23 protein-coding genes are annotated in these 26,000 nt (G+C 67.1%); 17 read left to right on the top strand and 6 right to left on the bottom strand.

Annotation, left to right across the window (positions count from 1 at the left end; genetic code table 11):
• The first annotated feature begins 25 nt into the window (after positions 1–25).
• From AB3147_RS09965 to AB3147_RS09935, 7 genes are all read left to right on the top strand, one after another.
• Entirely contained in the window at positions 26–583 is a 558-nt protein-coding gene (locus tag AB3147_RS09965) for a DUF3261 domain-containing protein (RefSeq protein WP_367351834.1), read from the top strand.
• Complete coding sequence (locus AB3147_RS09960) at positions 580–1,779, top strand: beta-ketoacyl-[acyl-carrier-protein] synthase family protein (protein WP_367351833.1); 1,200 nt, start codon at positions 580–582, stop codon at positions 1,777–1,779. The genes AB3147_RS09965 and AB3147_RS09960 overlap by 4 nt, the downstream gene beginning before the upstream one ends.
• Positions 1,776–2,231 carry an ApeP family dehydratase gene (locus AB3147_RS09955; RefSeq protein ID WP_218343375.1) on the top strand — a complete coding sequence of 152 codons (456 nt, stop codon included), beginning with the start codon at positions 1,776–1,778 and terminating at the stop codon, positions 2,229–2,231. Before AB3147_RS09960 ends, AB3147_RS09955 begins: the two co-directional genes overlap by 4 nt.
• Complete coding sequence (fabG, locus tag AB3147_RS09950) at positions 2,228–2,959, top strand: 3-oxoacyl-ACP reductase FabG (RefSeq protein ID WP_218343374.1); 732 nt, start codon at positions 2,228–2,230, stop codon at positions 2,957–2,959. The genes AB3147_RS09955 and fabG overlap by 4 nt, the downstream gene beginning before the upstream one ends.
• On the top strand, positions 2,959–4,185 hold the full coding sequence (locus AB3147_RS09945) for a beta-ketoacyl-ACP synthase (protein ID WP_218343373.1): 1,227 nt from the start codon (positions 2,959–2,961) through the stop codon (positions 4,183–4,185). The genes fabG and AB3147_RS09945 overlap by 1 nt, the downstream gene beginning before the upstream one ends.
• 65 nt (positions 4,186–4,250) lie before the next feature.
• Positions 4,251–4,691 carry an excinuclease gene (locus AB3147_RS09940; RefSeq protein ID WP_367351832.1) on the top strand — a complete coding sequence of 147 codons (441 nt, stop codon included), beginning with the start codon at positions 4,251–4,253 and terminating at the stop codon, positions 4,689–4,691.
• A 94-nt stretch (positions 4,692–4,785) separates the two neighbouring features.
• Positions 4,786–5,244, top strand: coding sequence for a GatB/YqeY domain-containing protein (locus AB3147_RS09935; RefSeq protein ID WP_056569773.1), 459 nt, complete (start codon positions 4,786–4,788; stop codon positions 5,242–5,244).
• A 111-nt stretch (positions 5,245–5,355) separates the two neighbouring features.
• On the opposite strand, the gene dinB is transcribed toward AB3147_RS09935, so the two are convergent.
• The gene (dinB, locus tag AB3147_RS09930; protein WP_367351831.1) at positions 5,356–6,453 is read right to left on the bottom strand and encodes a DNA polymerase IV; all 1,098 of its coding nucleotides are present in this window, start codon (positions 6,451–6,453) and stop codon (positions 5,356–5,358) included.
• A gap of 75 nt (positions 6,454–6,528) precedes the next feature.
• Here dinB and AB3147_RS09925 point away from each other — a divergent pair, with 75 nt between their 5' ends.
• On the top strand, positions 6,529–6,951 hold the full coding sequence (locus AB3147_RS09925) for a PaaI family thioesterase (protein WP_175138512.1): 423 nt from the start codon (positions 6,529–6,531) through the stop codon (positions 6,949–6,951).
• Positions 6,952–6,968: 17 nt separating this feature from the next.
• On the opposite strand, the gene AB3147_RS09920 is transcribed toward AB3147_RS09925, so the two are convergent.
• On the bottom strand, positions 6,969–7,424 hold the full coding sequence (locus AB3147_RS09920) for a BPTD_2524 family lipoprotein (RefSeq protein ID WP_175124059.1): 456 nt from the start codon (positions 7,422–7,424) through the stop codon (positions 6,969–6,971).
• A 155-nt stretch (positions 7,425–7,579) separates the two neighbouring features.
• Here AB3147_RS09920 and AB3147_RS09915 point away from each other — a divergent pair, with 155 nt between their 5' ends.
• Complete coding sequence (locus AB3147_RS09915; RefSeq protein WP_367351830.1) at positions 7,580–9,496, top strand: S9 family peptidase; 1,917 nt, start codon at positions 7,580–7,582, stop codon at positions 9,494–9,496.
• Here the strand turns inward: AB3147_RS09915 and AB3147_RS09910 are convergent.
• Positions 9,486–10,715, bottom strand: a complete 1,230-nt coding sequence (locus AB3147_RS09910) for a GGDEF domain-containing protein (RefSeq protein ID WP_175124057.1) — start codon at positions 10,713–10,715, stop codon at positions 9,486–9,488. The two genes, AB3147_RS09915 and AB3147_RS09910, sit on opposite strands and share 11 nt — an antisense overlap.
• 598 nt (positions 10,716–11,313) lie before the next feature.
• Here AB3147_RS09910 and pgaA point away from each other — a divergent pair.
• Genes pgaA through pgaD form a run of 4 tightly spaced genes read left to right on the top strand, consistent with a single transcriptional unit; the run spans position 11,314 to position 17,563 of the window.
• Positions 11,314–13,731: a poly-beta-1,6 N-acetyl-D-glucosamine export porin PgaA gene (gene pgaA / locus AB3147_RS09905; protein WP_367351829.1), complete on the top strand. Its 2,418-nt coding sequence runs from the start codon at positions 11,314–11,316 to the stop codon at positions 13,729–13,731.
• Between the two features lie 21 nt (positions 13,732–13,752).
• The gene (gene pgaB / locus AB3147_RS09900; protein WP_367351828.1) at positions 13,753–15,786 is read left to right on the top strand and encodes a poly-beta-1,6-N-acetyl-D-glucosamine N-deacetylase PgaB; all 2,034 of its coding nucleotides are present in this window, start codon (positions 13,753–13,755) and stop codon (positions 15,784–15,786) included.
• Complete coding sequence (gene pgaC, locus AB3147_RS09895) at positions 15,783–17,120, top strand: poly-beta-1,6-N-acetyl-D-glucosamine synthase (protein WP_367351827.1); 1,338 nt, start codon at positions 15,783–15,785, stop codon at positions 17,118–17,120. The genes pgaB and pgaC overlap by 4 nt, the downstream gene beginning before the upstream one ends.
• Entirely contained in the window at positions 17,117–17,563 is a 447-nt protein-coding gene (gene pgaD / locus AB3147_RS09890) for a poly-beta-1,6-N-acetyl-D-glucosamine biosynthesis protein PgaD (protein ID WP_367351826.1), read from the top strand. The genes pgaC and pgaD overlap by 4 nt, the downstream gene beginning before the upstream one ends.
• A 13-nt stretch (positions 17,564–17,576) precedes the next feature.
• Here the strand turns inward: pgaD and AB3147_RS09885 are convergent, their stop codons facing one another.
• Positions 17,577–18,842, bottom strand: a complete 1,266-nt coding sequence (locus tag AB3147_RS09885) for an MFS transporter (RefSeq protein ID WP_367351825.1) — start codon at positions 18,840–18,842, stop codon at positions 17,577–17,579.
• A 184-nt stretch (positions 18,843–19,026) separates the two neighbouring features.
• Here AB3147_RS09885 and AB3147_RS09880 point away from each other — a divergent pair, with 184 nt between their 5' ends.
• On the top strand, positions 19,027–19,842 hold the full coding sequence (locus tag AB3147_RS09880) for an AraC family transcriptional regulator (RefSeq protein WP_175124051.1): 816 nt from the start codon (positions 19,027–19,029) through the stop codon (positions 19,840–19,842).
• A 97-nt stretch (positions 19,843–19,939) separates the two neighbouring features.
• Positions 19,940–22,558 (top strand): penicillin-binding protein 1A, encoded by a 2,619-nt coding sequence (locus AB3147_RS09875; protein WP_367351824.1) that lies wholly within the window; start codon positions 19,940–19,942, stop codon positions 22,556–22,558.
• Between the two features lie 59 nt (positions 22,559–22,617).
• Here the strand turns inward: AB3147_RS09875 and AB3147_RS09870 are convergent, their stop codons facing one another.
• Positions 22,618–23,331, bottom strand: a complete 714-nt coding sequence (locus AB3147_RS09870; protein WP_291377352.1) for a metallophosphoesterase — start codon at positions 23,329–23,331, stop codon at positions 22,618–22,620.
• A gap of 191 nt (positions 23,332–23,522) precedes the next feature.
• Here AB3147_RS09870 and AB3147_RS09865 point away from each other — a divergent pair, with 191 nt between their 5' ends.
• A complete protein-coding gene (locus AB3147_RS09865; protein WP_239213845.1) occupies positions 23,523–24,695 on the top strand; it encodes a PepSY-associated TM helix domain-containing protein in 1,173 nt (390 codons plus the stop codon).
• The gene (locus tag AB3147_RS09860) at positions 24,692–24,889 is read left to right on the top strand and encodes a hypothetical protein (protein WP_175124047.1); all 198 of its coding nucleotides are present in this window, start codon (positions 24,692–24,694) and stop codon (positions 24,887–24,889) included. Before AB3147_RS09865 ends, AB3147_RS09860 begins: the two co-directional genes overlap by 4 nt.
• A 164-nt stretch (positions 24,890–25,053) precedes the next feature.
• Here AB3147_RS09860 and AB3147_RS09855 read toward each other — a convergent pair whose 3' ends face one another.
• Positions 25,054–25,878 carry an aldo/keto reductase gene (locus AB3147_RS09855; RefSeq protein WP_175124046.1) on the bottom strand — a complete coding sequence of 275 codons (825 nt, stop codon included), beginning with the start codon at positions 25,876–25,878 and terminating at the stop codon, positions 25,054–25,056.
• Positions 25,879–26,000: the final 122 nt, after the last annotated feature.

Here is a 26,000-nt window from a genome sequence, read left to right as displayed (position 1 = left end):
ACCTGCATTCACGCAGCAACCCGTCATGATCGCCTTTCCCGCCCCGTTCCTGTCCGCCTGCCGCGCCTTCGCGGCAACGTTGGCGCTGCTGGCCCTGGCCGCCTGCGCGGGCGCGCCGCCCCTGCCCGCCCGCGACGCCGCTTTTTCGCTGCCGCGCCAGTTGCATGTGGTGCAGACGTCGCCCGGAGCGCCCGCCGTGGACCTGCTGCTCGTGGTCCAGCGCGAAGACGCCGCCTTGCGCTGGTCGCTCTTCGACCCCATGGGCGTGCCGCAGGCGCGGCAGATGCTGGAAGGCGGTCAATGGCGCAATGACGGATTCATGCGCCCCAACACGCAGGCGCGCGATCTGTTTGCCGCGCTGATGTTCGCCTGGACACCGGCATCGGAGCTTGACGCGGCCTACGGCTCGGCGTCGTGGCGCTCGGCGCCCTCGCAAGCCGGGACGGCACAACGCCTGCTGCTCGACGGCGGCAAGGTGCGCTGGACCGTCACCTATCCCGCCGACGCGCAAAGCCAGGCATTGTCGATCCGCACCAACGACGACGTGACGTGGCGGATCACCCCCCTGAAGGAGCAGCCATGACGACCTGGCTTGGCACCCCCGGCGTCGTGTGCGCGCTGGGCGCCGGCGTGGGCGCCGTCGGTCGCGCCGCCTTTGCCGGCGATACGACCGGCATGCGTGCGCAGGACGGCTGGGTAAACGGCCGCACGCTGACGCTGGGCGCCTGCACCGATGCATTGCCGCCAGTGCCTCAGGAACTGCCCGCGCATCACCACAGCCGGAACAACCAGTTGCTGCTCGCGTCTGCCGTCCAGATCGAGGACCGCCTGCGCGGCGCGATCGACCGCTACGGCGCCGGCCGCGTCGCCGTGGTGCTGGGCACCAGCACGTCCGGCGTGAACGATAACGCACCCGCCTTCCGCCATCTGCGCGCGCTGGGCGCCTGGCCCCCCAGCTACGACTACCGCCGTCAGGCCCTGTCCTCGCCCGCCGCCTTCCTGGCGCAATGGCTGGGCGCCACGGGTCCGGCCTACACCCTGTCCACGGCCTGCACATCCAGCGCCCGCGCGCTGTTGTCCGCGCGCCGGCTGCTGCAGCTTGGCCTGTGCGACGCGGTGGTCTGCGGCGGGGCCGACACGCTCTGCCGCCTGACCATCAACGGGTTCGCCACCCTTGAAGCCGTCGACGAGGCGCTGTGCACGCCCTTCTCGGCCAACCGCCGCGGCATCAACATCGGCGAAGCCGGCGTCCTGTTCCTGATGGAACGCGACCCCGCGGATGCCAACGCCGTGGCGCTGCTGGGCGGCGGCGCCAGTTCCGACGCCTGGCACATGTCCGCGCCCGATCCCACCGGCGAAGGCGCGCGACGCGCCATGCAGGCCGCGCTGGACTCGGCGGGCCTCCAGGCCGCCGACATCGGCTGGCTGAACCTGCACGGCACCGGCACCCCGCACAACGACGCCATGGAAAGCCACGCCACGCGCGCCGTGTTTCCGCAGGGCGTGCCCTGCGCGTCGACCAAGGCGCTGACCGGTCACACGCTGGGTGCGGCCGGCGCGCTGGAAGCCGTCCTGGCCTGGATCACGCTGTCCGCGGCCAACGTGCACGGCGCGCTGATGCCGCACGTCTGGGACGGCCAGCCGGACCCGGCGCTGCCGGCGCTGGATTTCAGCACCGCCACGCACCGCTATGCGGCGGGCCGGCGGCGGCTGGCAATGAGCAACTCGTTCGCCTTCGGCGGCAACAATGCCAGTCTGGTGCTGGGAGGCCAATCATGACGACGTGGCCGATTGCCAGCCTGCTGCCGCACGCGGGCGACATGATTCTGCTCGATGCCGTGATCCGTCATGACGCGGACAGCCTTACCGCCCGAGCCGTCGTCCGGCCCGGCCCCTACTCGCTGCCGGACGGCTCGCTACCCCCCTGGCTGGGCATGGAACTGATGGCGCAGGCCGTGGGCGCGTGGGCGGGATGCCAGGCCCGGCAGGCGAACGAAGCCGTCAAGCTCGGTTTCCTGCTTGGCACGCGCCGCTACGAATGCCACGACCCGTCGTTGCCCGCGGGCGCCCAACTCACCGTCCATGTCGAACGCGGCCTGATCGACGCCAGCGGCATGAGCGTCTTCGAATGCGTGCTGCGCGACGACACGCGCGTGCTGGCCAATGCCCGGCTCAACGTCTATCAGCCCAGCGACCCCAACACTCTTATGCAGGAAGAAGCCCCCGAATGAGCGCCGACCCCATCCTCGTCACCGGCTCGAGCCGCGGCATCGGCCGCGCCATCGCGCTGGCACTGGCCGACGCCGGCCATGATCTGGTGCTGCATTGCCGCCAACAACGCGCACAGGCCGAGGCCGTGCAGGCCGACGTGCAGGCCCGCGGCCGCCAGGCGCGCATCCTGCAGTTCGACGTGGCCGACCGCGCGCAGTGCGCCGCCGTGCTGCAGGCGGACGTCGAGACGCACGGGGCCTATTACGGCGTCGTGCTCAATGCCGGCCTGACCCGCGACGGCGCATTTCCCGCCTTGACCGGCGACGACTGGGACCAGGTGCTGCGCACCAACCTGGACGGCTTCTACAACGTGATGAGCCCGCTGGCGATGCCCATGATCCGGCGCCGCACCGCGGGCCGCGTGGTGTGCATGACCTCGGTCTCCGGACTGGTCGGCAATCGCGGCCAGGTCAACTACAGCGCGTCCAAGGCCGGCCTCATCGGGGCCGCCAAGGCCCTGGCCGTGGAACTGGCCAAGCGCCACATCACCGTGAACTGCGTGGCCCCCGGCCTGATCGACACCGACATGATTGACGAGCAAGTACCCGTGGAAGAAATCCTGAAGGCCATCCCGGCGCAGCGCATGGGCCGCCCCGAAGAAGTCGCCGCCACCGTTGCGTTCCTGATGTCGCCGGGCGCCGCGTACATCACTCGCCAGGTCATCGCCGTGAACGGAGGGCTGTGCTGATGAAACGGGTCGTCGTCACCGGCATGGCCGGCATCAGCGCGCTGGGATCGGAATGGCAGGCGATCCAGCAGGCTTTCCAGCAAGGCCGCAGCGCCATTCGGGTCATGCCCGACTGGTCGCGCTACGTGGAACTGAATACCCGCCTGGGCGGTCCGGTCGAAGACTTCCAGGCGCCGGCCCACTGGACGCGCAAGCAGCTGCGCAGCATGGGACGCGTCTCGCAGCTGGCTGTGCGCGCCGCGGAAAACGCGTTGGCCGACGCCGGCCTGCTGGGCGAACGCAGCATCACCGATGGACGCATGGGCGTGGCGTGCGGATCGTCCGTGGGCAGCACGGCGGAGATCCGCGCCTTCGGCAACATGCTGCTCAACGGCGTCACGGACGACCTGAACGCGAACTCGTACGTGCGCATGATGCCGCACACCACCGCGGCAAACATCGGCATCTTCTTCGAACTGAAGGGCCGCATCATCCCGACTTCCAGCGCGTGCACATCCGGCAGCCAGGGGATCGGCTACGCCTATGAGGCCATCCGCTACGGCCGGCAGGATCTGATGCTGGCGGGCGGCGCCGAAGAGCTGTGCCCGAGCGAGGCGCTGGTGTTCGACGCGCTGTACGCCACCAGCCAGAAGAACGACACGCCCGAACTGACGCCCCGCCCCTACGACCGCGACCGCGACGGGCTGGTGATCGGCGAAGGCAGCGGCATGCTGGTGCTGGAATCGCTGGAACACGCCCAGGCCCGCGGCGCGCACATCCATGCGGAGATCGTGGGCTTCGGCAGCAATTCGGACGGCACGCACATCACGCGTCCCGAAGCGGCGACCATGCGCATCGCGATGGAGATGGCGCTGGCCGACGCCGGCCTGCCGCCCGAGGCGATCGGCTACGTGAACGGCCACGGCACCGCGACCGAACAGGGCGACGTGGCCGAAACGCAGGCAACTTCCAGCCTCTTTGGCGGCCGCATGCCGATCAGCTCGCAGAAAAGCTACCTGGGCCACACGCTGGGCGCGTGCGGTGCGCTGGAATCCTGGTTCAGCATCGAAATGCTGCGCAACGACTGGTACGCCCCCACGCTGAACCTGCAGCACGTCGACCCGCTGTGCGGCGAGCTCGATTATCTGACCGGCGACGGCCGGCGCATGAGCAACGAATACGTGATGAACAACAACTTCGCGTTCGGCGGCATCAACACCTCGCTGATCTTCAAGCGCTGGCCATAACGTCCGCCGGCGCCGCTTTTTTTGGCTTTCCCGCTTTTCCAACGTCTCATCAAGGAATGCAAATCATGAACCTCCCTTGCAAGCTCGCTGGCGCGCTGGCAGTGTCGTTTGCCCTGTCCGCCCCGGTCCTGGCCGCGGATCGCACCGTCCACCTGCCCATCGCGGCCGCCATCAAGGCCGCGCAGGACGCCGGAAAGATCGACGGCAGCGTCAAGTTCTACCTGGCTGGCACGGGTCCCAAGGGCAAGGTGGTGGAGGCCGGCGTGGTCACCAACCGCAAGACCAACGCGTTTGCGAAGAAGGACGAAGAGGCTTGCCTCTGGGTCGCCCAGTCCGCCGTGATCTCGCTGCATGAAGCCGCCAAGAAGGCCGGCGCCAATGCCGTCACCAATATCGTCAGCTACTACCGCAAGAACGAGTTCCGCAGCACCACCGACTACGAGTGCCACGCGGGCGCCATGGTTGCCGGGGTCGCGCTGCGCGGCGACCTGACCACGGTGAAGTGATCCACGTTGACTTGATCCGCGGGCCGGGGCGCGCCCGGCGCGTCCCGGCCCGGTTTACACTTCCCGATTACCGCAACACCACAAAGGTTTACCGATGAGCACTGCTACGCTCAAGACCCGCCTGTCCGACGCCGTCAAGGACGCGATGCGCGCCAAGGCCAGCGAGCGACTGACCACGCTGCGTTTCCTGCTGGCTGCCGTCAAGCAGAAGGAAGTCGACGAACGCCGCGACCTGTCCGACGCCGAAATCACCGCCATCATCGAAAAACAGGTCAAGCAACGCCGCGAGTCGATCGCCGCGTTCGAGCAGGCCGGCCGCACGGAAACCGCCGAGCAGGAGAAGGGCGAACTGGCCGTGCTGCAGGAATTCCTGCCCCAGGCCGCCACCCCCGAGGAAGTGGCCGCCGCCATCGACGCCGCGCTGGCTGAAGTCGCCGCGCAAGGCGTGACGGGCGCGCCCGCGATGGGCAAGGTGATGGCTATCCTGAAGCAGAAGCTGGCCGGCCGCGCCGACATGACGGCGCTGTCGCAACAAGTGAAGGCCCGCCTGTAAAAAGGTTGATGCCCCCACGCCGCGCACGCTTCGCGCGCTAGCTGCCCCCCGAGGGGGCTGTCTCGCCTTGGGGCGGCCCGGCGGCGAGACCTAGAACGCCCCTGGCGAGACCTAGAACGCCCCTCCAAACAGATCCGGCTGGCGCGACTGCTCGCCCGGATCTGCGAAGTTGCTCATCCCCACCCCCGCCAGCCGGTACAGCGTGTCCGGCGGCAGTTCCACGCGATCGCATAGCAGCCGCGCCAGCGCGGCCAGCTCCATGGCCGACGTTGGCGGCTGGGCGCAGGTCTGGCTGCGCGTCAGGATGCGGAAGCGGTCGGTCTTCAGCTTGAGCACCACCGTGCGTCCCAAGGCGCCCTTCTTCAGCGCCTGATCCCACACCTTTTCCGCCATGCGGTCCAGGGCGTCGCCCACGGCCTCCAGCCGGACGTCGTTGGAAAACGTGGTTTCGGCCGACACCTGTTGCAACGGCTGGTCGGTCTGGACCTCGCGTTCGTCGATGCCGCGCGCCAGCTCGTACAGCCGCCGGCCATAGCGGCCAAAGTAGTGCTCCAGCTCCTGCGCGCTGTGCGTGGCCAGGTCGCCCACGGTCTGGATGCCAAGCTGCTCCAGGCGCGCCTGCGTGACCTTGCCCACGCCCGGCACCTTGCGCACGGGCAAGGGCCCCAGGAACGCCAGCACCTTGCTGGGCCGCACCACAAAAATGCCGTCGGGCTTGTTCCAGTCCGACGCGATCTTGGCCAGGAATTTGTTCGGGGCCACACCGGCCGACGCGGTCAGTCCGGTTTCCTCGCGGATCTGCTGGCGAATCACCTGCGCCACCTCGGTGGCCGATGGCAGCCCGCATTTGTTGACCGTCACATCCAGGTAGGCCTCGTCGAGCGACAAGGGTTCGATCAGGTCGGTATGGCGGGCGAAGATCTGCCGCACCTGGCGCGATACGTCGCGGTAGCGGTTGAAATCGGGCGGCACGTAGATCGCGTGCGGACAGAGGCGTTCGGCCTTGATGGCCGACATGGCGGAATGGATGCCGTAGCGCCGCGCTTCGTAGGACGCCGCGCACACGACCGAGCGCGGTCCGGTCCAGGCCACCACCACCGGCTTGCCGCGCAGGTCGGGATTGTCGCGCTGCTCCACGGACGCGTAAAACGCATCCATGTCCACATGCACGATTTTGCGCGCAGACTGCGCCGACGCCTGCCCCGTCATGACCTCAATCCCGTGGCAAAAACATATATTATGACCGGCGGCAATCCGCTATCCCTTCTCGCCCACGACGGTTCCATGACTGCACCCGCCTCCGCCAAAACCGACTACTTCGGCCTGACCATTCCCTTCATGAATTTCATCGGCCTGGTGCCGGAAAGCATCGCGCCCGCCTATGCCCGCACGACGCTGCCGTGGCGCGAAGACCTGACCAACAGCCGCGGCGACGTGCACGGCGGCACGTTGATGAGCGTACTGGACTTCACCTTGAGCGCCGCCGCGCGCGGCTCCGCGGACGCCACCGAGGGCATGGCCACCATCGACATGAACACCACGTTCCTGTCTCCCGGCACGGGCGACCTGGTCATCGAAGCGCGCTGCCTGCGCCGCGGCGCGTCCATCGCCTTCTGTGAGGGCGACATCCGCCGCGCCGACGGTGAACTGGTGGCGCGCGCCACCGCCACCTTCAAGATCATCCGCCGCCGTCCGGGCGGCGACTGATCTTTTTTCGTCCTGCCTTACTTCGGCAGATCGCGCGTCGGCTTGACGGGCGGGCGCGGATCCAGCGGCATGTACGTGCTGCACGACACCAACCCGTAATACACCGCGTCCTGCATCGCGCGCATGGCAGCGGGGTCCCACGTGCCCTTGCCCCACATCACGATGCGCACGTCCGTGGACTTCGGCCCCTCGGACTTCAGGTCAACGCGCGACATCTCGCGATCGGAATACGGCGCCAGCACGCGCACCACACCGGATTGCGCGCTTTCGTTCAGGTCGGAAACGACGCGGTAGGCGTTGTCGGTGCTGCGCAGGCACGCGTTGGACTGGCGGATGACCGCATCGTAGGCGTCCTTGAAGGCCACCGGCGCCTTGAATTCGCTGTGCGGCGACGCGCTGTCCGGCGAAATGCCGAGCGAGCAGCCGGCCAGCCCCAGGGCCAGCGCCGAGGCCGCGACCAGATTCCTGTACATGTAAATCTCCAGAAGAAGTGCCGCGATTATCCCGCAAACCGCCTGGCGGCATAAGTGGCGCCGGATCGGCGGGGCCGGTTCGACACCCCTTGCGCGGCTATGGCATTATCGACCAGCCTATTTGCAACGCGGATCGACATCACGGAGGTTTCCCCTTGTTCTCATTTCTGCGCACCGTCCTGGCTGCCGGCATCGTCGGCGCCTCCCTGGGTGCCTGCGCCACGCAGCCGCCTCCCCGCGCCTATCCCCTGAAAGATTTCTTCCGCAATCCTGAGCGCGGCTATTTCCGGCTGTCCGACGACGGCCAGACGCTATCGTTCATGCAGCCCACCAGCGTGGACGGCAACCCCGCCCGCATGAACATCTACGTGCAGCCGCTGCAAGGCAGCCAGCTCGTTGGCGAGCCGCGCCAACTGACCAGCGAGACCGCGCGCGACATCAGCGGCTATTTCTGGAAAGGCCCGGACGTGGTGCTGTACCAGAAGGACTTTGGCGGCGACGAAAACTTCCACGTCCTGGCCGTCAACGCCAAGACCGGCAAGATCACGGACCTGACCCCGTACGAGGGCGTGCGCGCCGGCATCGAGGACGACCTCGAAGACGACCCCGACCACGTGCTGATCAGCCACAACCAACGCAACCCCGAAGTCTTCGACGTCTACCGCGTCAACGTCCACACGGGCGCGGCCGTGCTGGTGGCGCAGAATCCGGGCAACATCGTCGGCTGGCAGACCGACCACGCGGGCAAGGTGCGCGCCGCCGTCGCCAGCGACGGGCTGAACACCACCCTGCTCTACCGCGACGACGAAGCGTCCGACTTCCGCCCGCTCATCACCACCGACTACCGCACCAGCGTCAGCCCCGCATTCTTCACGTTCGACGACAAGAAGTTCTACGCGCTGAGCAACCGCAATCGCGACAAGCTCTCGCTGGTCGTCATCGACCCGGCCACGCCGGACGCCGAGGATGTCATCTTCACGCCCCAGGCCGTCGACCTGGACGGCGCCGCGTTCTCGCGCAAGCGCCGCGTGCTGACCGTGGCGTCCTACCAGACCGACAAGCCGCAATACAAGTTCTTCGACGGGGAAACCGAAGCGCTGTACAAGACGCTTGCCGATCTCCTGCCGGGTTACGACGTCGTCATCCAGGGCGGCAACCGCGACGAGAACAAATTCATCGTGGCGGCCTACAACGACCGCACGCCCGGCGCGCGCTACATCTATGACGCCGTGGCCGGCACGCTGACCAAGCTGGCGGACCTGAACCCGGCCATCCCCGAGGCCGACATGTCGCGGGTGCAGCCCATCAGCTATCAGAGCCGCGACGGCCGGACCATCCACGGTTACCTCACGCTGCCCGCCGGCCGCGAACCCAAGAACCTGGCCTGCATCGTCAATCCGCACGGCGGCCCGTGGGCCCGCGACGGCTGGGGCTACAACCCCGAAGTGCAATTCCTGGCCAACCGCGGTTTCTGCGTGCTGCAGATGAACTTCCGCGGCTCCACCGGATACGGCCGCGACTTCTGGGAAGCCGGCTTCGGGGAATGGGGCCTGAAGATGCAGGACGACATCACCGACGGCGTGCAATGGCTGGTCGAGCAAGGCATCGCCGACCCCAAGCGCATCGGCATCTATGGCGCCAGCTACGGCGGCTACGCCACGCTGGCCGGCGTGGCGTTCACGCCGGACTTGTACGCCGCGGCCGTGGACTACGTGGGCGTATCGAACCTCTTCACGTTCATGAAGTCCATTCCGCCGTACTGGAAACCCATGCTGGACAAAATGCAGGACATGGTGGGTGACCCGGTGCGCGACCGCGACCGCCTGACCGCGACTTCACCGGCGCTGCACGCGGACAAGATCAAGACGCCGCTGTTCGTCGCGCAGGGCGCCAAGGATCCACGCGTGAACAAGGACGAGAGCGACCAGATGGTCTCGGCGCTCAAGGCCCGCGGCGTGGACGTGGAATACATGGTCAAGGACAACGAAGGCCATGGCTTTCACAACGACGAGAACAAGTTCGAGTTCTACGAGGCCATGGAGAAGTTCCTGACGGAACACCTCAAGCCGTAGTCCCTGCGGTTTCCGCTTCCAGGGCATTCGCGGCGGCCGGCAGGCCGCCGCTTGTCTTGACGACGCCGCGGCCGCTCCAGGCCATTTCCACGCGGTCCCGCCCCTGCTCCTTGGCCCGGTACAACGCCACGTCGGCCCGCGCCAGGATGACGTCGGCGCTGTCGCCCGGCTGATAGGACGCCAGCCCGCCGCTGGTGGTCAGCTGCACTTCCAGCCCCTGCAGATAGAGCGGCATGTCGCGCAAGGCGTCGCAGACGCGCTGCGCCTGCACCAGCGCGCTCGCCGGATCGCAGTCGTACATCAGCAGCACGAACTCCTCGCCGCCCAGGCGGCCGAAGCGATCGCTCGAACGGACCGCATTCTGCACCACGCGCGCGAAGTGACGCAGCGCGGTGTCGCCGCCCGCATGGCCGTAGCGGTCGTTGATGGATTTGAAGTGATCGATGTCCAGCACCAGCACCGCCAGCTTGCCGCCGGTGCGCTCACAGCGCAGCAGCTCGTGTTCAAGCTCGTCCATGATGCTGCGCCGCGAATAGGCTTGCGTCAGGCTGTCGAACGTCAGCGCGGCCTGCATCTTTTCCGCCTGGCTGGTCTGGATCATGAAGAGCAGCGCCAGGAAGAGTCCGGGCACCGTGACCGAGCCGCACACAATGAAAAATAGGCTCCAGGCCGACGGCTGCAGCAGCGACACCGGGGTCTCCACGCCCGCGCCGTAGACATATCCGCGCAGCGCGTGCAACGCCACCACCCCAAAAAATGCCAGCAGCAGATACAGCACGACGCCTTTTGTCTTGATGCGCCTGCGCTGCCGGAAGATGACGGCGCCGGTCGCTGCCATCAGCACGCAGGTGTAGACGGAATACAGCACCATGCGCCACACCAGGCTGTCGCTGCGGTACAGCAGCAGGGCAAAGCCGAAGGTGCAGAGCGAGCACAACAAGGTGGTGCGCAGGATATGCGGATGCATGCCGAAGAACTGGCGCACGCCGATGTACACCAGCGCGGCGGAACAGGCCCAGGCGGCGTTGGACACCATCACATAGGCGGCGGGCGGGATCATCTCGGCCGACGCGTAGGCCAGCAGGGACAGCACGGCCAGCGCGTTGGCCGCCATGAACGCAGGCACCCCTTCGACGCCGCGGACGTGAAAGGGCAGCAGCAACGGCAACGCCAGCGCCGTGGCCAGGCCCCACATCAGGAAAAACAAGCTAGTCGTCATGGTTCGCTCGGGCTCGGGCTCGTCGGCCCGCCCCGCCGTTGGGACTGCAGTTGCACTGGGTTCGCGCAAGCAAAGCGCGTTACACGTCAGCATTCTTGATGCTTTTTGTTACGAGAATGGCGAAAGGACGCGCATGACGTTTGCCCTGCTGGGCAACGCGCGTCCGTCCGACCAGAACCTTTACCGCCGCGCCAAGACGATTGCACGGCCTGCGACGAGAGAATACGCCAAGGCGCCTTCGCCGTGACGCCCCCTTTGCAGTAATTGACAGTTAACCACGGCAATTTTCCGTAAAGTTCCATCCGTCGACGGCGCAGCATAAGCGCCGCGATCACGCCCCACGGGCGTGGCGCGTACTAGCCATGCACTCCGATAGCGCGAGTGCGAAGGTCCCCGTAGCGGGCGCCGCGCAAGTCCCAATCAAACGTTCATTTCCGCGCTGCAGGCGCCTGGTTCGCCTGCGGCCGCCCTTGCCGGGTGCTCGCGCCCGTCCGGCGTGGCGGAGCCATGGACGCCCCGAATTGCCACTGCGGATGTCATACAGATGCCAATCGAACGAACCAGGCGGTCAAACGCCGTTGGACCCAGACTGAACTTGATGGCGGCCAGCGCAATGCTCGCGCCCGTGCTGGCGCTGGCCGCCCCGTCAAGCCACTACGACGCGCTGATCGAGCGCGCTCGCGCCGGCGACCACGAACCTGCGCTGGAAATGCTGCGCGCGCAGGGCAGCGCCGCGGGCGTGCGGCCCGTTTACGACCGGATCGTCATCGCCGGCTGGGCGGGCAAGCCTGACGAAGCCATCGTCGCGTACGAGACGCTGCCGGCCGGCGCCGTGCCGCCCGCCGACGTCCAATTGGCCGTGGCACGGGCTTACCGCGACCTGCAGCGCTGGCCGCAGGCGCTCGACGCCTACCGCCAGGGGATGCGCCGCCATCCGGGCGAAGCCGCCTTCGCGGCGGGCGAGATCATGACGCTGGCGGACGCCGGACAATTCCCAGCCGCGATCGCCGCAGGCGAGAAACGCATCGCCCGCCAGCCGCGCGACGCCGACACCCGGCTGGCCCTCAGCTACGTCTACGCGCGCCAGTCCCAACCATTTGAAGCCCTGCATCAGGCCGACCAGGCACTGGCGCTGGCGCCCGCCACGCCCTACGTGCTGCGCGAATACATCCGGGCGCTTCAGGGCGCCCGCATGGCCGACGTGGCGCTGGACTGGGCGCGTCGCCATGAAACGCTGTTTACCCCCGCCCAGATGCGCGCCCTGCAGGCCGACGCACTGGCGCAGGAGGCGCGGCTGGCGGCCATGCCCGCGCGCGGCGAGGCCGAACGGTTTGCCATCGCCGACCGCGCGCTGGCCGGCTACGACGCCGCGATTGCCGATTGGCGCAAACTGGGCGAAGACGCCCGCGCCGACGTGCTGCGCGCCCGCATCGACCGCCTGCACGCCCTGCACGCCCGGGTGCAGATGCAGATGCTGATCCAGGAATACGAGGCGCTGCTGGCCGAAGGCGTCGACATACCGCGCTACGCGCTGAGCGACGTGGCCTCCGCCTATCTGTACCTGCGCCAGCCCGAGCGCGCCCGCGACCTGTACCGGCAGGTGGCCGCCAGCGACAGCGCGCCCGGCGACGATCCGGCGCAGCGTCTGGCCACGCAAACCGGCCTGTACTACGCGCTGGCCGAAGGCGAACAATTCGACGAAACGCCTCCGATCACGGACGCCGTCCAGGCCGGCTACGCCCCCTGGCTTTACTACAAGGGCCAGGCCACGCGCATGCCCAACGACCTGAACCTGGAAAGCCGCAAGACGCTGGCCGCCACGCACCTTCAGGCCGACGACACCATCGAGGCCCACCAGCGCCTGGCGCAGATGGTGCAGCAGGCGCCCAACAATTCCGCGCTGCGCAGCGATCTGGCCACCGTCCACCGCGCCCGCTCGCAGCCCCGCGCGTCGGAAATCGAACTGAAGCTGGCCGAAACGCTGGCGCCACGCGACCTGGCGGTCGAGAACGGCCAGGGCTTCACGGCGATGGATCTGCAGGAATGGCGTCAGGCCGAAGCGCTATCCGCCGACACGCTGGCCCGCTCGCCCGAAAACCTGACCAGCCGGCGGCTGGCCCGCGAGTGGGAGGTCCACCGCAAGGCCGAGCTGCGCATCACCGGCTACCGCGGCCTGGCCTCGGACAGTCCGGTCACCGGCAACGGCGATTTCGGCATCGACGCCGTGTTGTATTCCCCGCCCATGGGCTACGACTGGCGCGTCTTTGGCGGCGGCGGCTACGCATCGGGTGACTTCGAGGAAGGCCGCGGCATCTACCGCTGGCTGCGCACCGGCGTGGAATGGCGCGTGCGCGACCTGACGGTGGAAGGCGAAGTCTCCACCAACGACTACGGCCACGGCGTCAAGCCCGGCGCGCGGCTGTCCGCCGCCTACGACCTGAACGACCACTGGCAGGTGGGCGGCTCGGCCGAAATCCTGTCGCGCGACACGCCGCTGCGCGCACTGACCAACGACGTCTCGTCCAACGGCCTGTCGATGTACGTGCGCTGGCGCGCCGACGAGCGGCGCGAATGGACCCTGTCGGCCGCCCCGTCCCATTTCAGCGACGGCAACACCCGTTGGGCATTCGGACTGACTGGCCGCGAGCGCGTCTACACCGCGCCGCACCTGAAGGCCGACCTGGAATTGGGCCTGTCCACCCAGCACAACAACCGCGACGACGCGCCCTACTTCAACCCCAGCGCCGATTTCCTGGCCCTGCCCGGCGTGCGGCTGACGCACACGCTGCACCGCCGCTACGAAACCGCATGGGAACAGATCGGCACGCTGGGCGCCGGCACTTACAGCCAGCAGGGCTACGGCACGGGCGGCGTCGTCGCGCTGGGCTACGGCCAGCGCTACCGCGCGAACGACGTTCTGGACATGGGCTTCATGGTCACCGGCACCAGCCGGCCCTATGACGGCGAGCGCGAGCGTGAACTGCGCGTCGTCTTCGACCTTGCCTACCGCTTCTGACCTGGTTTTTCCGGAAACGACATGATGCTCAAACTGCATACCCGGCTGCTCCTGGCCGGCATCCTGTTCCTCATGATTCTGGCGCTGACCGCCTGCGCCAAGGACATCCCCGTCTACACGCCGCCCGCCGAACGCCCGCTCGCGGCCATCGACAAACCGTGGGTCAATGGCCAGTTCCTGGCCCTGGCCTATCACGACGTTGAAGACGACGACCCCGATCAGGCCTTTCTCAGCGTGCGCACGGACCGGCTTGCGGAACAGCTGGCCTGGCTGCGCGCCAACGGCTATGAGGCCGTGTCGGTGGATCAGATCCTGGCCGCTCGGCAAGGCGGCAAGCCGCTGCCCGACCGCGCTGTGCTGCTGTCGTTCGACGACGGCTATCGCAGCTTCCATACCCGCGTGCTGTCCATCCTGAAAGCCTACGGATGGCCGGCGCTGCTGGCGCCCGTGGGCGTCTGGATGGACACCCCGTCCGACCGCCCGGTGGATTTCGGCGGCACGCCCGAGGCCCGCAACCGCTTTTTGAACTGGGACGAGATCCGCGAGATCTCGCGCTCCGGGTTGGTGGAAATCGCCGCGCACACGGACGCGTCGCACTACGGCGCGGTGGCCAATCCGCAGGGCAACACCGAGCCGGCCGCCGCCATCCGCGCCTTTGATGCGCGCACCGGCCAGTACGAGACCGAGGCGCAGTTTGACGCCCGCATGGGCCGCGACGTGGCCGCCATCACGGAAAAGATCCGCGCGGCCACCGGCAAGAAGCCGCGCGTGTGGGTCTGGCCGTATGGCGCGGAAGGCGGCTCCACGCTGCGCATCACCGCCGAGAACGGCTACGAGATGGCGCTGACGCTGGAAGACGGCCCCGGGCGCCTGTCCCGCCTGATGTCCACGCCGCGCATGCTGCTGGCCAGCGATCCGGCGCTCAAGTCCTTTGCCAACAGCGTGGTGGGCATGGAGGCCGACCCCTTCATGCGCGTCGCGCACATCGATCTGGACTACGTCTACGACCCGGACCCGGAACAGACCGACCGCAATCTGGGCGTGCTGGTGCAGCGCATCCTGGACATGCAGATCAACACGGTGTTCCTGCAGGCCTATTCCGACCCGCAGGGCGATGGGCTGGTGAAGTCGCTGTACTTCCCGAACCGCTGGCTGCCGATGCGCGCAGACCTCTTCAACCGTGCCGCCTGGCAACTGCACAACCGCGCCAACGTGATGGTCTACGCCTGGATGCCCGTGCTGGCCTTCGACATGGACCCGGCCTTGCCGCGCGTCGAGCGCTGGGATCCGGACACCGGGCTGGTGGCGCCCGACCCGGGCCAGTACCGCCGCCTGTCGCCCTTTGACGCCACCGTGCGCGCACGCATCGGCGATCTGTACGAAGACCTGGCGCGCCAGGCGATCTTCGACGGCATCCTGTTCCACGACGACGCGCTGCTGTCGGACTTCGAGGACGCCAGCCCCGGCGCACTGGCCGCGTACCGCGCGGCGGGGTTGCCGGGCAGCATCGCAGAACTTCGTGCGGATCCGGAAACGATGCAGCGCTGGACCCGCTACAAAAGCCGCCATCTGGTGGACTTCACCATGGCGCTCGCCGAGAAGGTGCGCGCCGTGCGGGGGCCGCAGATCAAGACGGCCCGCAACATCTACGCGCAGCCCATCCTGAATCCGGAAAGCGAAACCTGGTTCGCGCAGAACCTGGACGACTTTCTGGCCGCCTACGACTGGACCGCGCCGATGGCGATGCCGCTGATGGAAAACGTGGCGCCCGGCAAGGAAAACGCGTGGCTGGACGCGCTGGTCGAGACCGTCGCCCGCCGTCCCGGCGCGCTGTCCAGGACCGTGTTCGAACTGCAAAGCCGCGACTGGCGCACCGGCCCGGGCCGGCCCGATGCCACACCGGTGGACACCGACGTGCTGGCCGGCTGGATGCGCCGCCTGCAACTGCGCGGCGCCCGCAGCTTCGGCTACTACCCCGACGACTTCTCGCAAGACCAGCCCCGGTTGCAAGGCATCCGGCCCGCCATCTCCGAAGCCTGGTATCCCCTCCAATGACTGATCGATTGATTGCCCTGCTGATTCTCTGCGCGGTGCTCGGCGCGCCGTTTGGATTCACCCTGATGCTGACCGGCGAAGCGCTGCTGGGCTTCGTGTTCTTCTATCCGCTATTCATGTCCGGCATGTGGATGGCGGGCGGCATCTACTTCTGGTGGCACTGGGAGCGCCACTGGGCATGGGGGGCTGAACGCACCCCGCCCGAACTGGCCGGCTCGCCGCTGGTGTCGATTCTGGTGCCGTGCTTCAACGAAGCCGACAACGGCGAAGAATCCCTGGTGGCGGCGCTGAATCAGAACTATCCGCACATCGAAGTCATCGCCATCAACGACGGGTCGACCGACGGCACGGCCGCGCTGCTGGACCGCATGGCCGCCGAACACCCGCACCTGCGCGTGGTGCACCTGGCGCAGAACCAGGGCAAGGCCATGGCGCTGCGCATGGGCGCGCTGGCGGCCCGTAGCGAATACCTGGTGTGCATCGACGGCGACGCCCTGCTCGATCCCGATGCCGCCGCGTATCTGGTGGCGCCGCTGATCGACAACCCGCGCGTCGGCGCCGTCACAGGCAACCCGCGCATCCGCACCCGCTCCACACTGATCGGGCGCATCCAGGTTGGCGAGTTCTCTTCGATCATCGGACTCATCAAGCGCACGCAGCGCGTGTACGGGCAGGTCTTCACGGTGTCGGGCGTCGTCGCGGCGTTCCGCCGCGTTGCGCTGGACCGCGCGGGCTACTGGAGCCTGGACATGATCACCGAGGACATCGACATCAGCTGGAAGCTGCAGCGCGACCACTGGTCCATCTTCTACGAGCCGCGCGGGCTGTGCTGGATCCTGATGCCCGAGACCCTGCGCGGATTGTGGAAGCAGCGGCTGCGCTGGGCGCAGGGCGGCGCGGAGGTGTTCCTGAAGAACCTGCGCTCGATCTGGAACTGGCGCCACCGCCGGCTGTGGCCGCTGATGGCCGAATTCTGCCTGTCGACCGCCTGGGCATTCGCGTTCGGGCTGTCGGTGGTGCTGTGGCTGGTCAGCCAGGTCGTCGCGCTGCCCAACAACATGCAGATCGCCAGCCTGCTGCCGCCCGCCTTCACCGGCATGATGCTGGCGGTCGTGTGCCTGCTGCAGTTCGCCGTCAGCATCCTGATCGACCGCCGCTATGAGCCGGGCCTGGCGCGCGCGCTCTACTGGGTCATCTGGTATCCGCTGGCCTACTGGATGGTGAGTCTCTTCACCACGCTGGTCAGTTTCCCCAAGGTCATGCTGCGCAAGCAGGCCCAGCGTGCCCGCTGGACTAGTCCCGACCGCGGCATCAAATCACCGGAGGCATCATGATCATCACCACGCAACGCTCGCGCGCGGGCTATCTGTTCGACTTCGCGCTGACCGCCTTTGGCTGGTTCGCGTTCGTCTACCTATTTGGCGCCGGCATCCTGGCCATTCTGCGCGGGGCCGCCAGCGGCCCGGACGCGCCGCTGCTGCCCGTCTTTCTGCCGACGGTGCAGACCTTGTGGGGTTATGCCGTGCTGGCCGTGGTCAACGCGGCGGTGCTGGTGGCGTGGGCCGTGTACAACCACCGCCGCTTCGGCGGCAAGGACCGCCGCAAGCCGATCCGCCCATTGACCGATCAGCGTCTGGCCAAGAGCTTTGAAGTCAGCGCCGAGACGCTGGCGCAGTTGCGCGCCACCCGCGTCGCCGTCATCCACCACGGCAGCGCGGGGCAGATCGACGGCATCGAGCACCGCCTGCCGCGCCTGCAATCATTGCGGGCGGGCTGACGGGACGGCGGGCCTACACCCGCCGCATCTTCGGCAACAGAATCGCCACCACGCCCAGCAGCGGCAGATACGCACACAACTGATAGACGTAGCCGATGCTGGTGGCATCGGCCACCCTGCCCAGCACCGCAGCGCCCAGGCCGCCCATGCCGAAGGCAAAGCCGAAGAACAGGCCCGCGATCATGCCCACCTTGCCCGGAACCAGCTCCTGGGCATAGACCACGATCGCGGAGAAGGCCGACGCCAGCACCACGCCGATGATGACGACGAGCACGCCCGTCCAGAAGAGATTGGCGTGCGGCAGCATCAGCGTGAAAGGCGCCACGCCCAGGATCGACACCCAGATCACGATCTTGCGGCCGATGCGGTCGCCGACCGGTCCGCCCACCACGGTGCCCACCGCCACGGCGGCCAGGAACAGGAAGAGATACAGCTGCGCCTCGCGCACCGACAGCGCGAACTTGTCGATCAGGTAGAAGGTGAAATAGCTGTTCAGGCTGGCCAGATAGAAATACTTCGAGAACACCAGGACGCCCAGCACGCCCAACGCGCCCAGCACCTGATTGCGCGTCAACCCGTTGCCCACGCCCTCGCGCCGCGCACGCGGTTTGAGCAGCACGCGGTTGGCGCCATACCAGCGCCCGATCCACATCAGCACCACGATGCCGAACAGCGCCGCCAGCGAGAACCACGCCACGCTGCCCTGCCCGTGCGGAATGATGAACAGCGCGGCCAACAGCGGCCCCAGCGCCGACCCCACATTGCCGCCCACCTGGAACAGCGACTGCGCCAGCCCGTGCCGCCCGCCCGACGCCATGCGCGCCACGCGCGACGATTCCGGGTGGAACACCGACGAGCCCGTGCCCACCAGCACCGCCGCCACCAGCAGCCAGCCAAACGACGGCGCCATCGACAGCATCAACAGGCCCACCAGCGTGAAGCCCATGCCCACGGGCAGCGAGTACGGCTTGGGGTTCCGGTCGGTATAGAAACCGATGAACGGCTGAAGCAACGACGCGGCAAGCTGGTAGACCAACGTGATCAGCCCGATCTGCGTGAACGTCAGGCTGAACGAGTCCTTGAGCATGGGATAGATGGCGAGCAGGATCGACTGGATCATGTCGTTCATCAGATGCGCCACGCTGATCGCGCCCAGCACCTTGAAGGCGGTGGAGGGATCGGAGGCGGCGGGCGATCCCGCGGCGGGCGTCCCCGCAACGGCGGGTGCGGCAGAGGTCGAGGCAGACAGGCCGGCAGCGGGATTCTGGGCGGAGTTCATGAGTCGCACGAAGAAAATGGACAAGCCGGCCACTCGCCGGAACCAGGCATCAGTGTAGAAATCCGGCGCCGGCGTAATCTGCCATTTTTCGTCGAGAAAGTGACAACCGCCATGCCAACCCAATGGCAGAATAGGCGCCATGCGCTTCCGGGCGCCTCCTCATCCTTTTGTCGGAAGTGACACCATGGTCGTCCGCCCTCCTCCCGATCCCGCCCGCAGCATCAACGCGCAGGACTACCAGCATCGTCCGCGCGTCGTCACGGCGATGGCCAAGGAATTTTCCCCCGGCGCGCAGACCGGTCCCCATACCCACCCGCGCGCCCAGCTCATTTATGCCGTCGAAGGCGTGATGCGCGTCACCACGCCCAGCGGCTTCTGGGCCTTGCCGCCGCTGCGCGCGCTATGGGTGCCGGCGGGCGTGCCGCACGGCGTCGACATGGTTGGCGCGGTCTCGATGCGTTCCCTTTACATTCAAGCCGACGCGGCCCGGGACTACTGGCCCGAGTGCCAGGTGATCGAGGTCAGCGGCCTGCTGCGGGAATTGATCCTGGCGTTGACGGCCGAGCCCATCGACTACCCGCTCGGGGGACGGGTCGAACAGATCGCGGGGTTGATCCTGGCCGAGCTGGCCGCCGCGCGCATCGTGCCCATTCAGATCCCGTGGCCGCGCGACCGGCGCCTGCAAGCCATCTGCGCGGCCATTCTGGACCAGCCCGGCCTGCAACGCGGCATCGAGGACTGGGGAAGCGAAGTCGGCGCCAGTGCGCGCACGCTGATCCGATTGTTTCAATCCGAACTCGGACTGAATTACAGACAGTGGGTGCAGCAGGTGCGGCTGGCTGATGCGGTGTGCCGGCTGTCGATGGGCGTGCCGGTGGCGCGCATTGCGGCGGACCTCGGCTACCGCAGCGCCAGCGCCTTCTCCGCCATGTTTCATCGGGCACTCGGCGCCCCACCCCAGCGTTATCTGCAATCCGTCCCCGGGGCCTCGCCAACCTGAACAAAAGCTGAATATCCGCTCACATGGGCAGATTTCGTTACCGAAACCTTATTGCGCCCTGGGCGGTCTATAGCGTTCTGCCCTAGAATCGCCTGCAATGAGCAATCCCCAGCAATCCTCCGCCAACCCGGGCGGCAAATCGGGCCTCCCCTGGAAACCTCTCCTGGTCAAAGCGGGCATCGCCGCCGCCGGCGCAGCCGTGTGCGGCGCCGTCGTGCTTGGCCTCGCACTGGCCCTGGCGTGGCCCAGCCTGCCAGACCTGCACGCGATGACCGATTACCGGCCACGCGTGCCCCTGCGCATCTACACCGCGGACAAGGTGCTCATCGGCGAATACGGCGAAGAGCACCGCAACGTGCTGCGTTTCGACGAAATCCCACCGGTGATGCGGCAGGCCGTTCTGGCGGCCGAGGACGACCGTTTCTACAGCCACGGCGGCGTCGACTGGATGGGCGTCGCGCGCGCCGTGCTGACCAACATCGTCAAGGGATCCAAGTCCCAGGGCGGCAGCACGATCACCATGCAGGTCGCGCGCAATTTCTATCTGTCGTCGGAAAAGACGTATTCGCGCAAGTTCTATGAACTGCTGCTGACGTTCAAGATCGAATCCGAGCTCACCAAGGACCAGATCCTCGAGCTCTACATGAACCAGATCTACCTGGGCCATCGCGCCTATGGTTTCGCCGCCGCCTCGCGCACCTATCTGGGCAAGCCACTGTCGGAGGTCACGCCCGCCGAAGCCGCCATGCTGGCCGGCATTCCGAAGGCGCCCTCGCGCTTCAATCCGATCACCAATTACCCGCGCGCCGAGATCCGCCAGCATTACGTGCTGGGCCGCATGAAGACGCTGGGCTATCTGACGCCGGAGCAGACCGACGAAGCCCTGCAACAGCGCATCACGATCCGCGGCGCGGATGGCAGCAGCACGCGCGGCTTTGCGGTGCACGGCGACTATCCGGCAGAACTGGCCCGCCAACTGATGTATGGCGTGTTCCAGGAGAACACCTACTCGTCGGGCATCGACGTCTACACCACGATCGATTCCAAGGCGCAGGAAGCGGCTTACCGCGCCGTGCGCGACGGCATCATCGACTACACCCGCCGCGCTGTCTATCCGGGCCCGGAAGACCAGGTCGATCTGCCCGACGGCGTGGAACAGGACCCCCAGGCGCTCGACGAGATCCTGGACGGCGTGCAGGAAAAGTCGCCCGACAGCGAAGACCTGCTTGCCGCCGTCGTGCTGGCCGCCAGCCCCACCGAAGTCACCGTGGCGCGCAGCGGCCGCGACATCATCACCATTTCGGACAAGAAGGCCCTGGCGGTCGTCGCCCGCGCGCTCAATCCCAAGGCCAGCGACACCCAGCGCATCCGGCGCGGTTCGGTGGTCTACATCCACAAGAACGGCGACAACTGGGAAATCATCAACATGCCGGCGCTGCAAGCTGCGCTGGTCTCGATGGTGCCGCAGGATGGCGCCATCCGCGCCATGATCGGCGGCTTCGACTTCAACCGCGGCCACTTCAACCGCGTCACGCAGGCATGGCGCCAGCCGGGCTCGAACATCAAGCCGTTCGTCTATGCGGCTGCGCTGGAACGGGGCCTGACGCCCGCCACGCAGATCTCCGATCAGCCCTTCATGCTGACGGCCGAGCAGACCGGTTCCAAGGCCTGGCAGCCCAAGAACGACGGCAACAAGTACGAACCCATGCTGACCCTGCGCCAGGGGTTGATGCGCTCCAAGAACATGGTATCGATCCGCATCCTGCAGGCGATTTCACCGCAGTACGCACAGGACTACCTGACGCGCTTCGGCTTCGATAAATCACGTTGGCCGGCCGTGTTGCCGCTTGCGCTGGGCGCGGGTGGCGCCACGCCGCTGCAGGTCGTCAATGGCTACAGCGTGTTTGCCAACGGCGGCTACCGCGTCACGCCCTACCTCATCGACCACGTCACGGACCGTTCCGGCAACGTGCTGATGAAGACGCAGCCCGTCGTGGCCGGCGACGCGCAGGCGCGCGCCATCGACCCGCGCACCGCCTGGGTCATGGACGACATCCTGCGCGATGTCACGGTCAACGGCACCGCCGCCCGTGCGCATCAGGTGCTCAAGCGCAACGACATCGGCGGCAAGACCGGCACCACGAACGACGCCGTCGACGTCTGGTTCTCGGGCTTCACGCAGACGCTGGCCACCACCGTCTGGATGGGCTTTGACCAACCCAAGTCGCTCGGCACCAACGAGTTCGGCAGCGGCCTGGCGCTCTCCACCTGGCTGGACTATATGCAGCCCGTCCTGAAGGACGTGCCGCAAGCCAAGCCGGCGCCGCGCCCCGACGGCCTGCTGGTCGACAACGGCGAATACTATTTCTCCGAATTCCCGCCCGGCCAGGCGGTGGCCTCGCTGGACCTGTCTTCCGGCGACGCGCTGACCGACTTCCTGAACAACAACCGCTCGACCGACGGCGTCGACACCTCGGTCAAGCCACTGCCTCCCGGCGGCGCCGCGGCTCCCGAAGGCAGTCCGATCCAGCCGCCGCTGATGCCGATCCCCGTGCCCCGCGCAGACGCCGCCCCCGTCCCGCAGGCGCAGGCCATGCCCGCTTCGGGCGGCGTGCAGACGCCAGCCGTCCCTGCCGCAGCCGCGCCAGCCGATTCGGCCGGCGTAAGCGCCAGCGCCGTGACCGCCCCCGGCGCTGTGACCGCCCGGCCGCTGTAAAAGCTGCGCATCACGCAAAACGGGCGCCTCGGCGCCCGTTTTGCTTTGTTCCGTCCGCCCTACTCGGCGGCCCCGGCCTCGGTCACGACCTCGCGAGGCCACGCCTGCAGGGATTCAAGATTCAGAAACGTGAAATAGCCGCCGTTCCAGCCTTCGGTATCGATGTGATACACGTTGCCCAGCGCCAGCGGCGACGCCACCGGGGTGTGCCCCGCCACCACCGCCCGCACGCCCAGGATGCCGGTTCGGTCCATCTGGCGTAGACGGTCGCGCGACCACTGGCACGCCGCGCTGGTGCGCTTGTAGCGGTCCTGCAACGCGGACTCCAGCCGGGGCCAGAACAACACCGGGCAGTCGGCATGCAGCAGTCCGACGGCGCCGGACGACGTTTCCACTTCGATGGCAATCGGCAATTGGGTAAAGGCTTCGGCAAACACCTGCTGCCGCTCGGCGGGCAGATCCAGAAACCAGCCACCGCCATAACCGCGCCAGTTCGTCACATCCACCTTGCCGGTGCGCACGTGACGAATCGCGTAGTCCTCGTGATTGCCTTGCACTGCGTAGAACCAGGGCTTGGCCAGCCAGTCCAGCGCGGCCTCGTTCTCGGGTCCCCGATCAACCAGATCGCCCACGGAAAAAAGCCGGTCGCGGGTGGGGTCGAACCCCAATTCATCCAGCGCCTGTTGCAGGCGCGAAAAATGTCCATGCACATCGCCTACCGCGAAATCGCGGCCGGACTCGTTGCGCGGAACCTTGAGAAAACGCTGCTCCATGATGATTCGGGAATACCGCAAGGAAAAATCTGACCCTTCTTTTTAACCCGCTTTGGTCCGTCCCCACGGCCAGCCTCGTTACCGAAAGGGTCAAATAGCGTTACGAGAATCGAACTTGTTCGTGATAATGTTTTCTCCTTTCCCGTACTGCCCTGAAAAGGAGTGGCGCCAAGCCGCTTCCCGCCGTCGCCATGACCGCCGCGTCCACCATCAAAACCTGGTATCTCGTCCACAAGTGGACCAGCCTGGTTTGCACGATCTTCCTGCTCATCATCTGTCTGACCGGTTTGCCGCTCGTGTTTCATCACGAGATCGAGCATTGGCTCGACGACGGCAAGCCCTTGTCCGCGGTGCCTGCGGACACCCCGCCCGCCAACCTCGACAAGCTCGTGGCCAACGCGCGAGCCATGTACCCGAACGAAGTCGTCGACTACCTGTCGTTCGACCCGGACGAGCCGCAGGTCTTCGTCGGCATGGCGAAGATGCCCGGCGACGGACTGGCCTCGGGCCACGCGATCCGCATGGATGCCCGCACGGGCGATGTGCTGCTCGATGGCCCGCTTTATACCGAAGACAAGTTTTCGTTCATGGGCATCATGCTGGCGCTGCACGTGGACCTGTTCGCGGGCCTGACCGGCGAGCTGTTCCTGGGATTCATGGGCCTGCTGTTCTGCGTGGCCATCGTGTCCGGCGTCGTGCTGTACGGCCCCTTCATGAAGAAGCTGGAATTCGGCACCGTGCGCGCCACGCGCTCGACGCGCCTGAAATGGCTGGACCTGCACAACCTGCTGGGCATCGTGACGCTGGTGTGGGCGCTGGTGGTGGGCTTGACCGGCGTCATCAACGAACTGTCCACGCCGCTCTTCCGTCTGTGGCAATCCACCGAACTGCCGCGCGTGCTGGAACCCTACAAGGGTCAGCCCATCCCCACGCAGCTCGCGTCGGCGCAGTTGGTGGCCGACACCGCGCGCAAGGCCATGCCGGGTAATGAAGTGTCGTTCATCTCCTTCCCCGGCAACGCCTTCGGCAGCCCGCAGCACTTCATTGCGTGGATGCGTGGCGACTCGCCCCTGACGTCCAAGCTGAACACGCCCGTGCTGATCGACGGGCGGACCGGTGCGCTGACGACCGTGGCGAAAATGCCGTGGTATCTGACCGCGCTGGAAGTTTCGCGGCCGCTGCACTTCGGCGACTACGGCGGCCTGCCACTCAAGATCATCTGGGCGCTGCTGGATATCGTCACCATCGTCGTGCTGGTGAGCGGACTGTACCTGTGGCTGGCCCGGCGCCGCGCCACCGAAGCGCGCATCAACGAACTCATCAAGAAACACCAGGCTGCCACCCCGCAAAGGACGCCCGCATGAGCCGCTCAACGAGTAAAGGCAGCCGGGGCTTCCTGTTCGTGTGGGGCGTGCCGATCCTGCTGGGCGTGCTCAGCATCTTTGGCTTGCTGGCGGCCCTGCTGGGCACCGGCGCCTGGCATTGGGCGTCCTGGACCGCGCTGAGCATCCTGCTCGTGGTCATCGTGCGGTACTGGGTGTTCCCGCTCAAGCACTAGCCGAACACATCGCGACGATGGCGGTCCCGCAGACCGCCGCCCAGCCGATGGCGGCCCCGCCAATCGCGGCTCGGCCAATGACGGCCCCGCCGATAAAGGCCGGACACTTACCCCGGCCGGCTGCGCGGCCCCGCTCGCCGCGCCACCCGCCGGGGCTGCTTCCCCTACGCGAACTTCTCGGGATCCGGGCCCAGGCGCGGACCTTCCTTGATGCCGTCGATGGCCGCCATGTCCGCCGCCGACAGCTCGAAGTCGAACACGTCGATGTTCTCGCGGATGCGCTCGGGCGTGACGGACTTCGGAATCACGACCAGGTTGTGCTGCAGGTGCCAGCGCAGCGTCACCTGCGCGGGCGACTTGCCGTGCTTTTGCGCCAGGTCCAGGATCACCTTTTCCTTCGTGATGTTGCCTTGCGCCAGCGGACTCCACGACTCGGTCACGATGCCATGCCGCGCATGAAAGGCCCGCAGCGCATTCTGCGTGAACCCCGGATGCAGCTCGATCTGGTTGACGGCGGGGGTGACGCCGGACGCGTCGATCAGGCGTTCCAGATTGGCTTGCGTGAAGTTCGACACGCCGATCGCGCGCGCGCGGCCGTCTTCCTTCATCTCGATCATGGCGCGCCAGGCGTCCAGGAACTTCTCGCTACCCGCGACCGGCCAGTGGATGAGGTACAGGTCCACGTACGCCAGCCCCAGCTTCTCCAGGCTTTCGTCCATCGCCTTGTGCGCGTCGTCGTAGCCGTGCTTGTCGTTCCAGAGCTTGGTGGTGATGAACAGGTCCTTGCGCGCCACGCCGGCCGACCGCAGGCCCGCGCCCACGCCTGCCTCGTTGCCGTAGATCGCCGCCGTGTCCACCGACCGGTAACCTGCCGCCAGCGCTTCCTTCACGCTGGACGCTGCCTGATCGTCCGGCACCTGCCAGACTCCCAGGCCCAACTGCGGAATCTTGCCTCCGTCGTTCAATTTCACTGCGGGTACCTTCGCCATAAGACCCTCCGTAGCAAGCGACGCGATCCAGGCGCGGCGAAAACGCGCCCGGTCGCGCAACCAGGGGAGCAGCCGGCCGGACCCCCGGTTGGAAGAGAAAGAAACGGGCCCGACGTGCTGCG

This window comes from Achromobacter animicus (assembly GCF_040775605.1).
Classification (GTDB): domain Bacteria; phylum Pseudomonadota; class Gammaproteobacteria; order Burkholderiales; family Burkholderiaceae_B; genus Achromobacter; species Achromobacter animicus.
This window is presented reverse-complemented; position numbering and strand designations above follow the sequence as displayed.

Coding starts and splice junctions, on each gene's coding strand:
- AB3147_RS09865 (WP_239213845.1), top strand. CDS start 23,523: ATGACCGCCGCGTCCACCATCAAAACCTGGTATCTCGTCCACAAGTGG.
- AB3147_RS09960 (WP_367351833.1), top strand. CDS start 580: ATGACGACCTGGCTTGGCACCCCCGGCGTCGTGTGCGCGCTGGGCGCC.
- AB3147_RS09935 (WP_056569773.1), top strand. CDS start 4,786: ATGAGCACTGCTACGCTCAAGACCCGCCTGTCCGACGCCGTCAAGGAC.
- AB3147_RS09860 (WP_175124047.1), top strand. CDS start 24,692: ATGAGCCGCTCAACGAGTAAAGGCAGCCGGGGCTTCCTGTTCGTGTGG.
- AB3147_RS09875 (WP_367351824.1), top strand. CDS start 19,940: ATGAGCAATCCCCAGCAATCCTCCGCCAACCCGGGCGGCAAATCGGGC.
- dinB (WP_367351831.1), bottom strand. CDS start 6,453: ATGACGGGGCAGGCGTCGGCGCAGTCTGCGCGCAAAATCGTGCATGTG.
- AB3147_RS09955 (WP_218343375.1), top strand. CDS start 1,776: ATGACGACGTGGCCGATTGCCAGCCTGCTGCCGCACGCGGGCGACATG.
- AB3147_RS09920 (WP_175124059.1), bottom strand. CDS start 7,424: ATGTACAGGAATCTGGTCGCGGCCTCGGCGCTGGCCCTGGGGCTGGCC.
- pgaA (WP_367351829.1), top strand. CDS start 11,314: ATGGCGGCCAGCGCAATGCTCGCGCCCGTGCTGGCGCTGGCCGCCCCG.
- AB3147_RS09940 (WP_367351832.1), top strand. CDS start 4,251: ATGAACCTCCCTTGCAAGCTCGCTGGCGCGCTGGCAGTGTCGTTTGCC.
- AB3147_RS09885 (WP_367351825.1), bottom strand. CDS start 18,842: ATGAACTCCGCCCAGAATCCCGCTGCCGGCCTGTCTGCCTCGACCTCT.
- fabG (WP_218343374.1), top strand. CDS start 2,228: ATGAGCGCCGACCCCATCCTCGTCACCGGCTCGAGCCGCGGCATCGGC.
- AB3147_RS09965 (WP_367351834.1), top strand. CDS start 26: ATGATCGCCTTTCCCGCCCCGTTCCTGTCCGCCTGCCGCGCCTTCGCG.
- AB3147_RS09855 (WP_175124046.1), bottom strand. CDS start 25,878: ATGGCGAAGGTACCCGCAGTGAAATTGAACGACGGAGGCAAGATTCCG.
- AB3147_RS09870 (WP_291377352.1), bottom strand. CDS start 23,331: ATGGAGCAGCGTTTTCTCAAGGTTCCGCGCAACGAGTCCGGCCGCGAT.
- pgaB (WP_367351828.1), top strand. CDS start 13,753: ATGATGCTCAAACTGCATACCCGGCTGCTCCTGGCCGGCATCCTGTTC.
- AB3147_RS09910 (WP_175124057.1), bottom strand. CDS start 10,715: ATGACGACTAGCTTGTTTTTCCTGATGTGGGGCCTGGCCACGGCGCTG.
- AB3147_RS09880 (WP_175124051.1), top strand. CDS start 19,027: ATGGTCGTCCGCCCTCCTCCCGATCCCGCCCGCAGCATCAACGCGCAG.
- AB3147_RS09925 (WP_175138512.1), top strand. CDS start 6,529: ATGACTGCACCCGCCTCCGCCAAAACCGACTACTTCGGCCTGACCATT.
- pgaC (WP_367351827.1), top strand. CDS start 15,783: ATGACTGATCGATTGATTGCCCTGCTGATTCTCTGCGCGGTGCTCGGC.
- pgaD (WP_367351826.1), top strand. CDS start 17,117: ATGATCATCACCACGCAACGCTCGCGCGCGGGCTATCTGTTCGACTTC.
- AB3147_RS09945 (WP_218343373.1), top strand. CDS start 2,959: ATGAAACGGGTCGTCGTCACCGGCATGGCCGGCATCAGCGCGCTGGGA.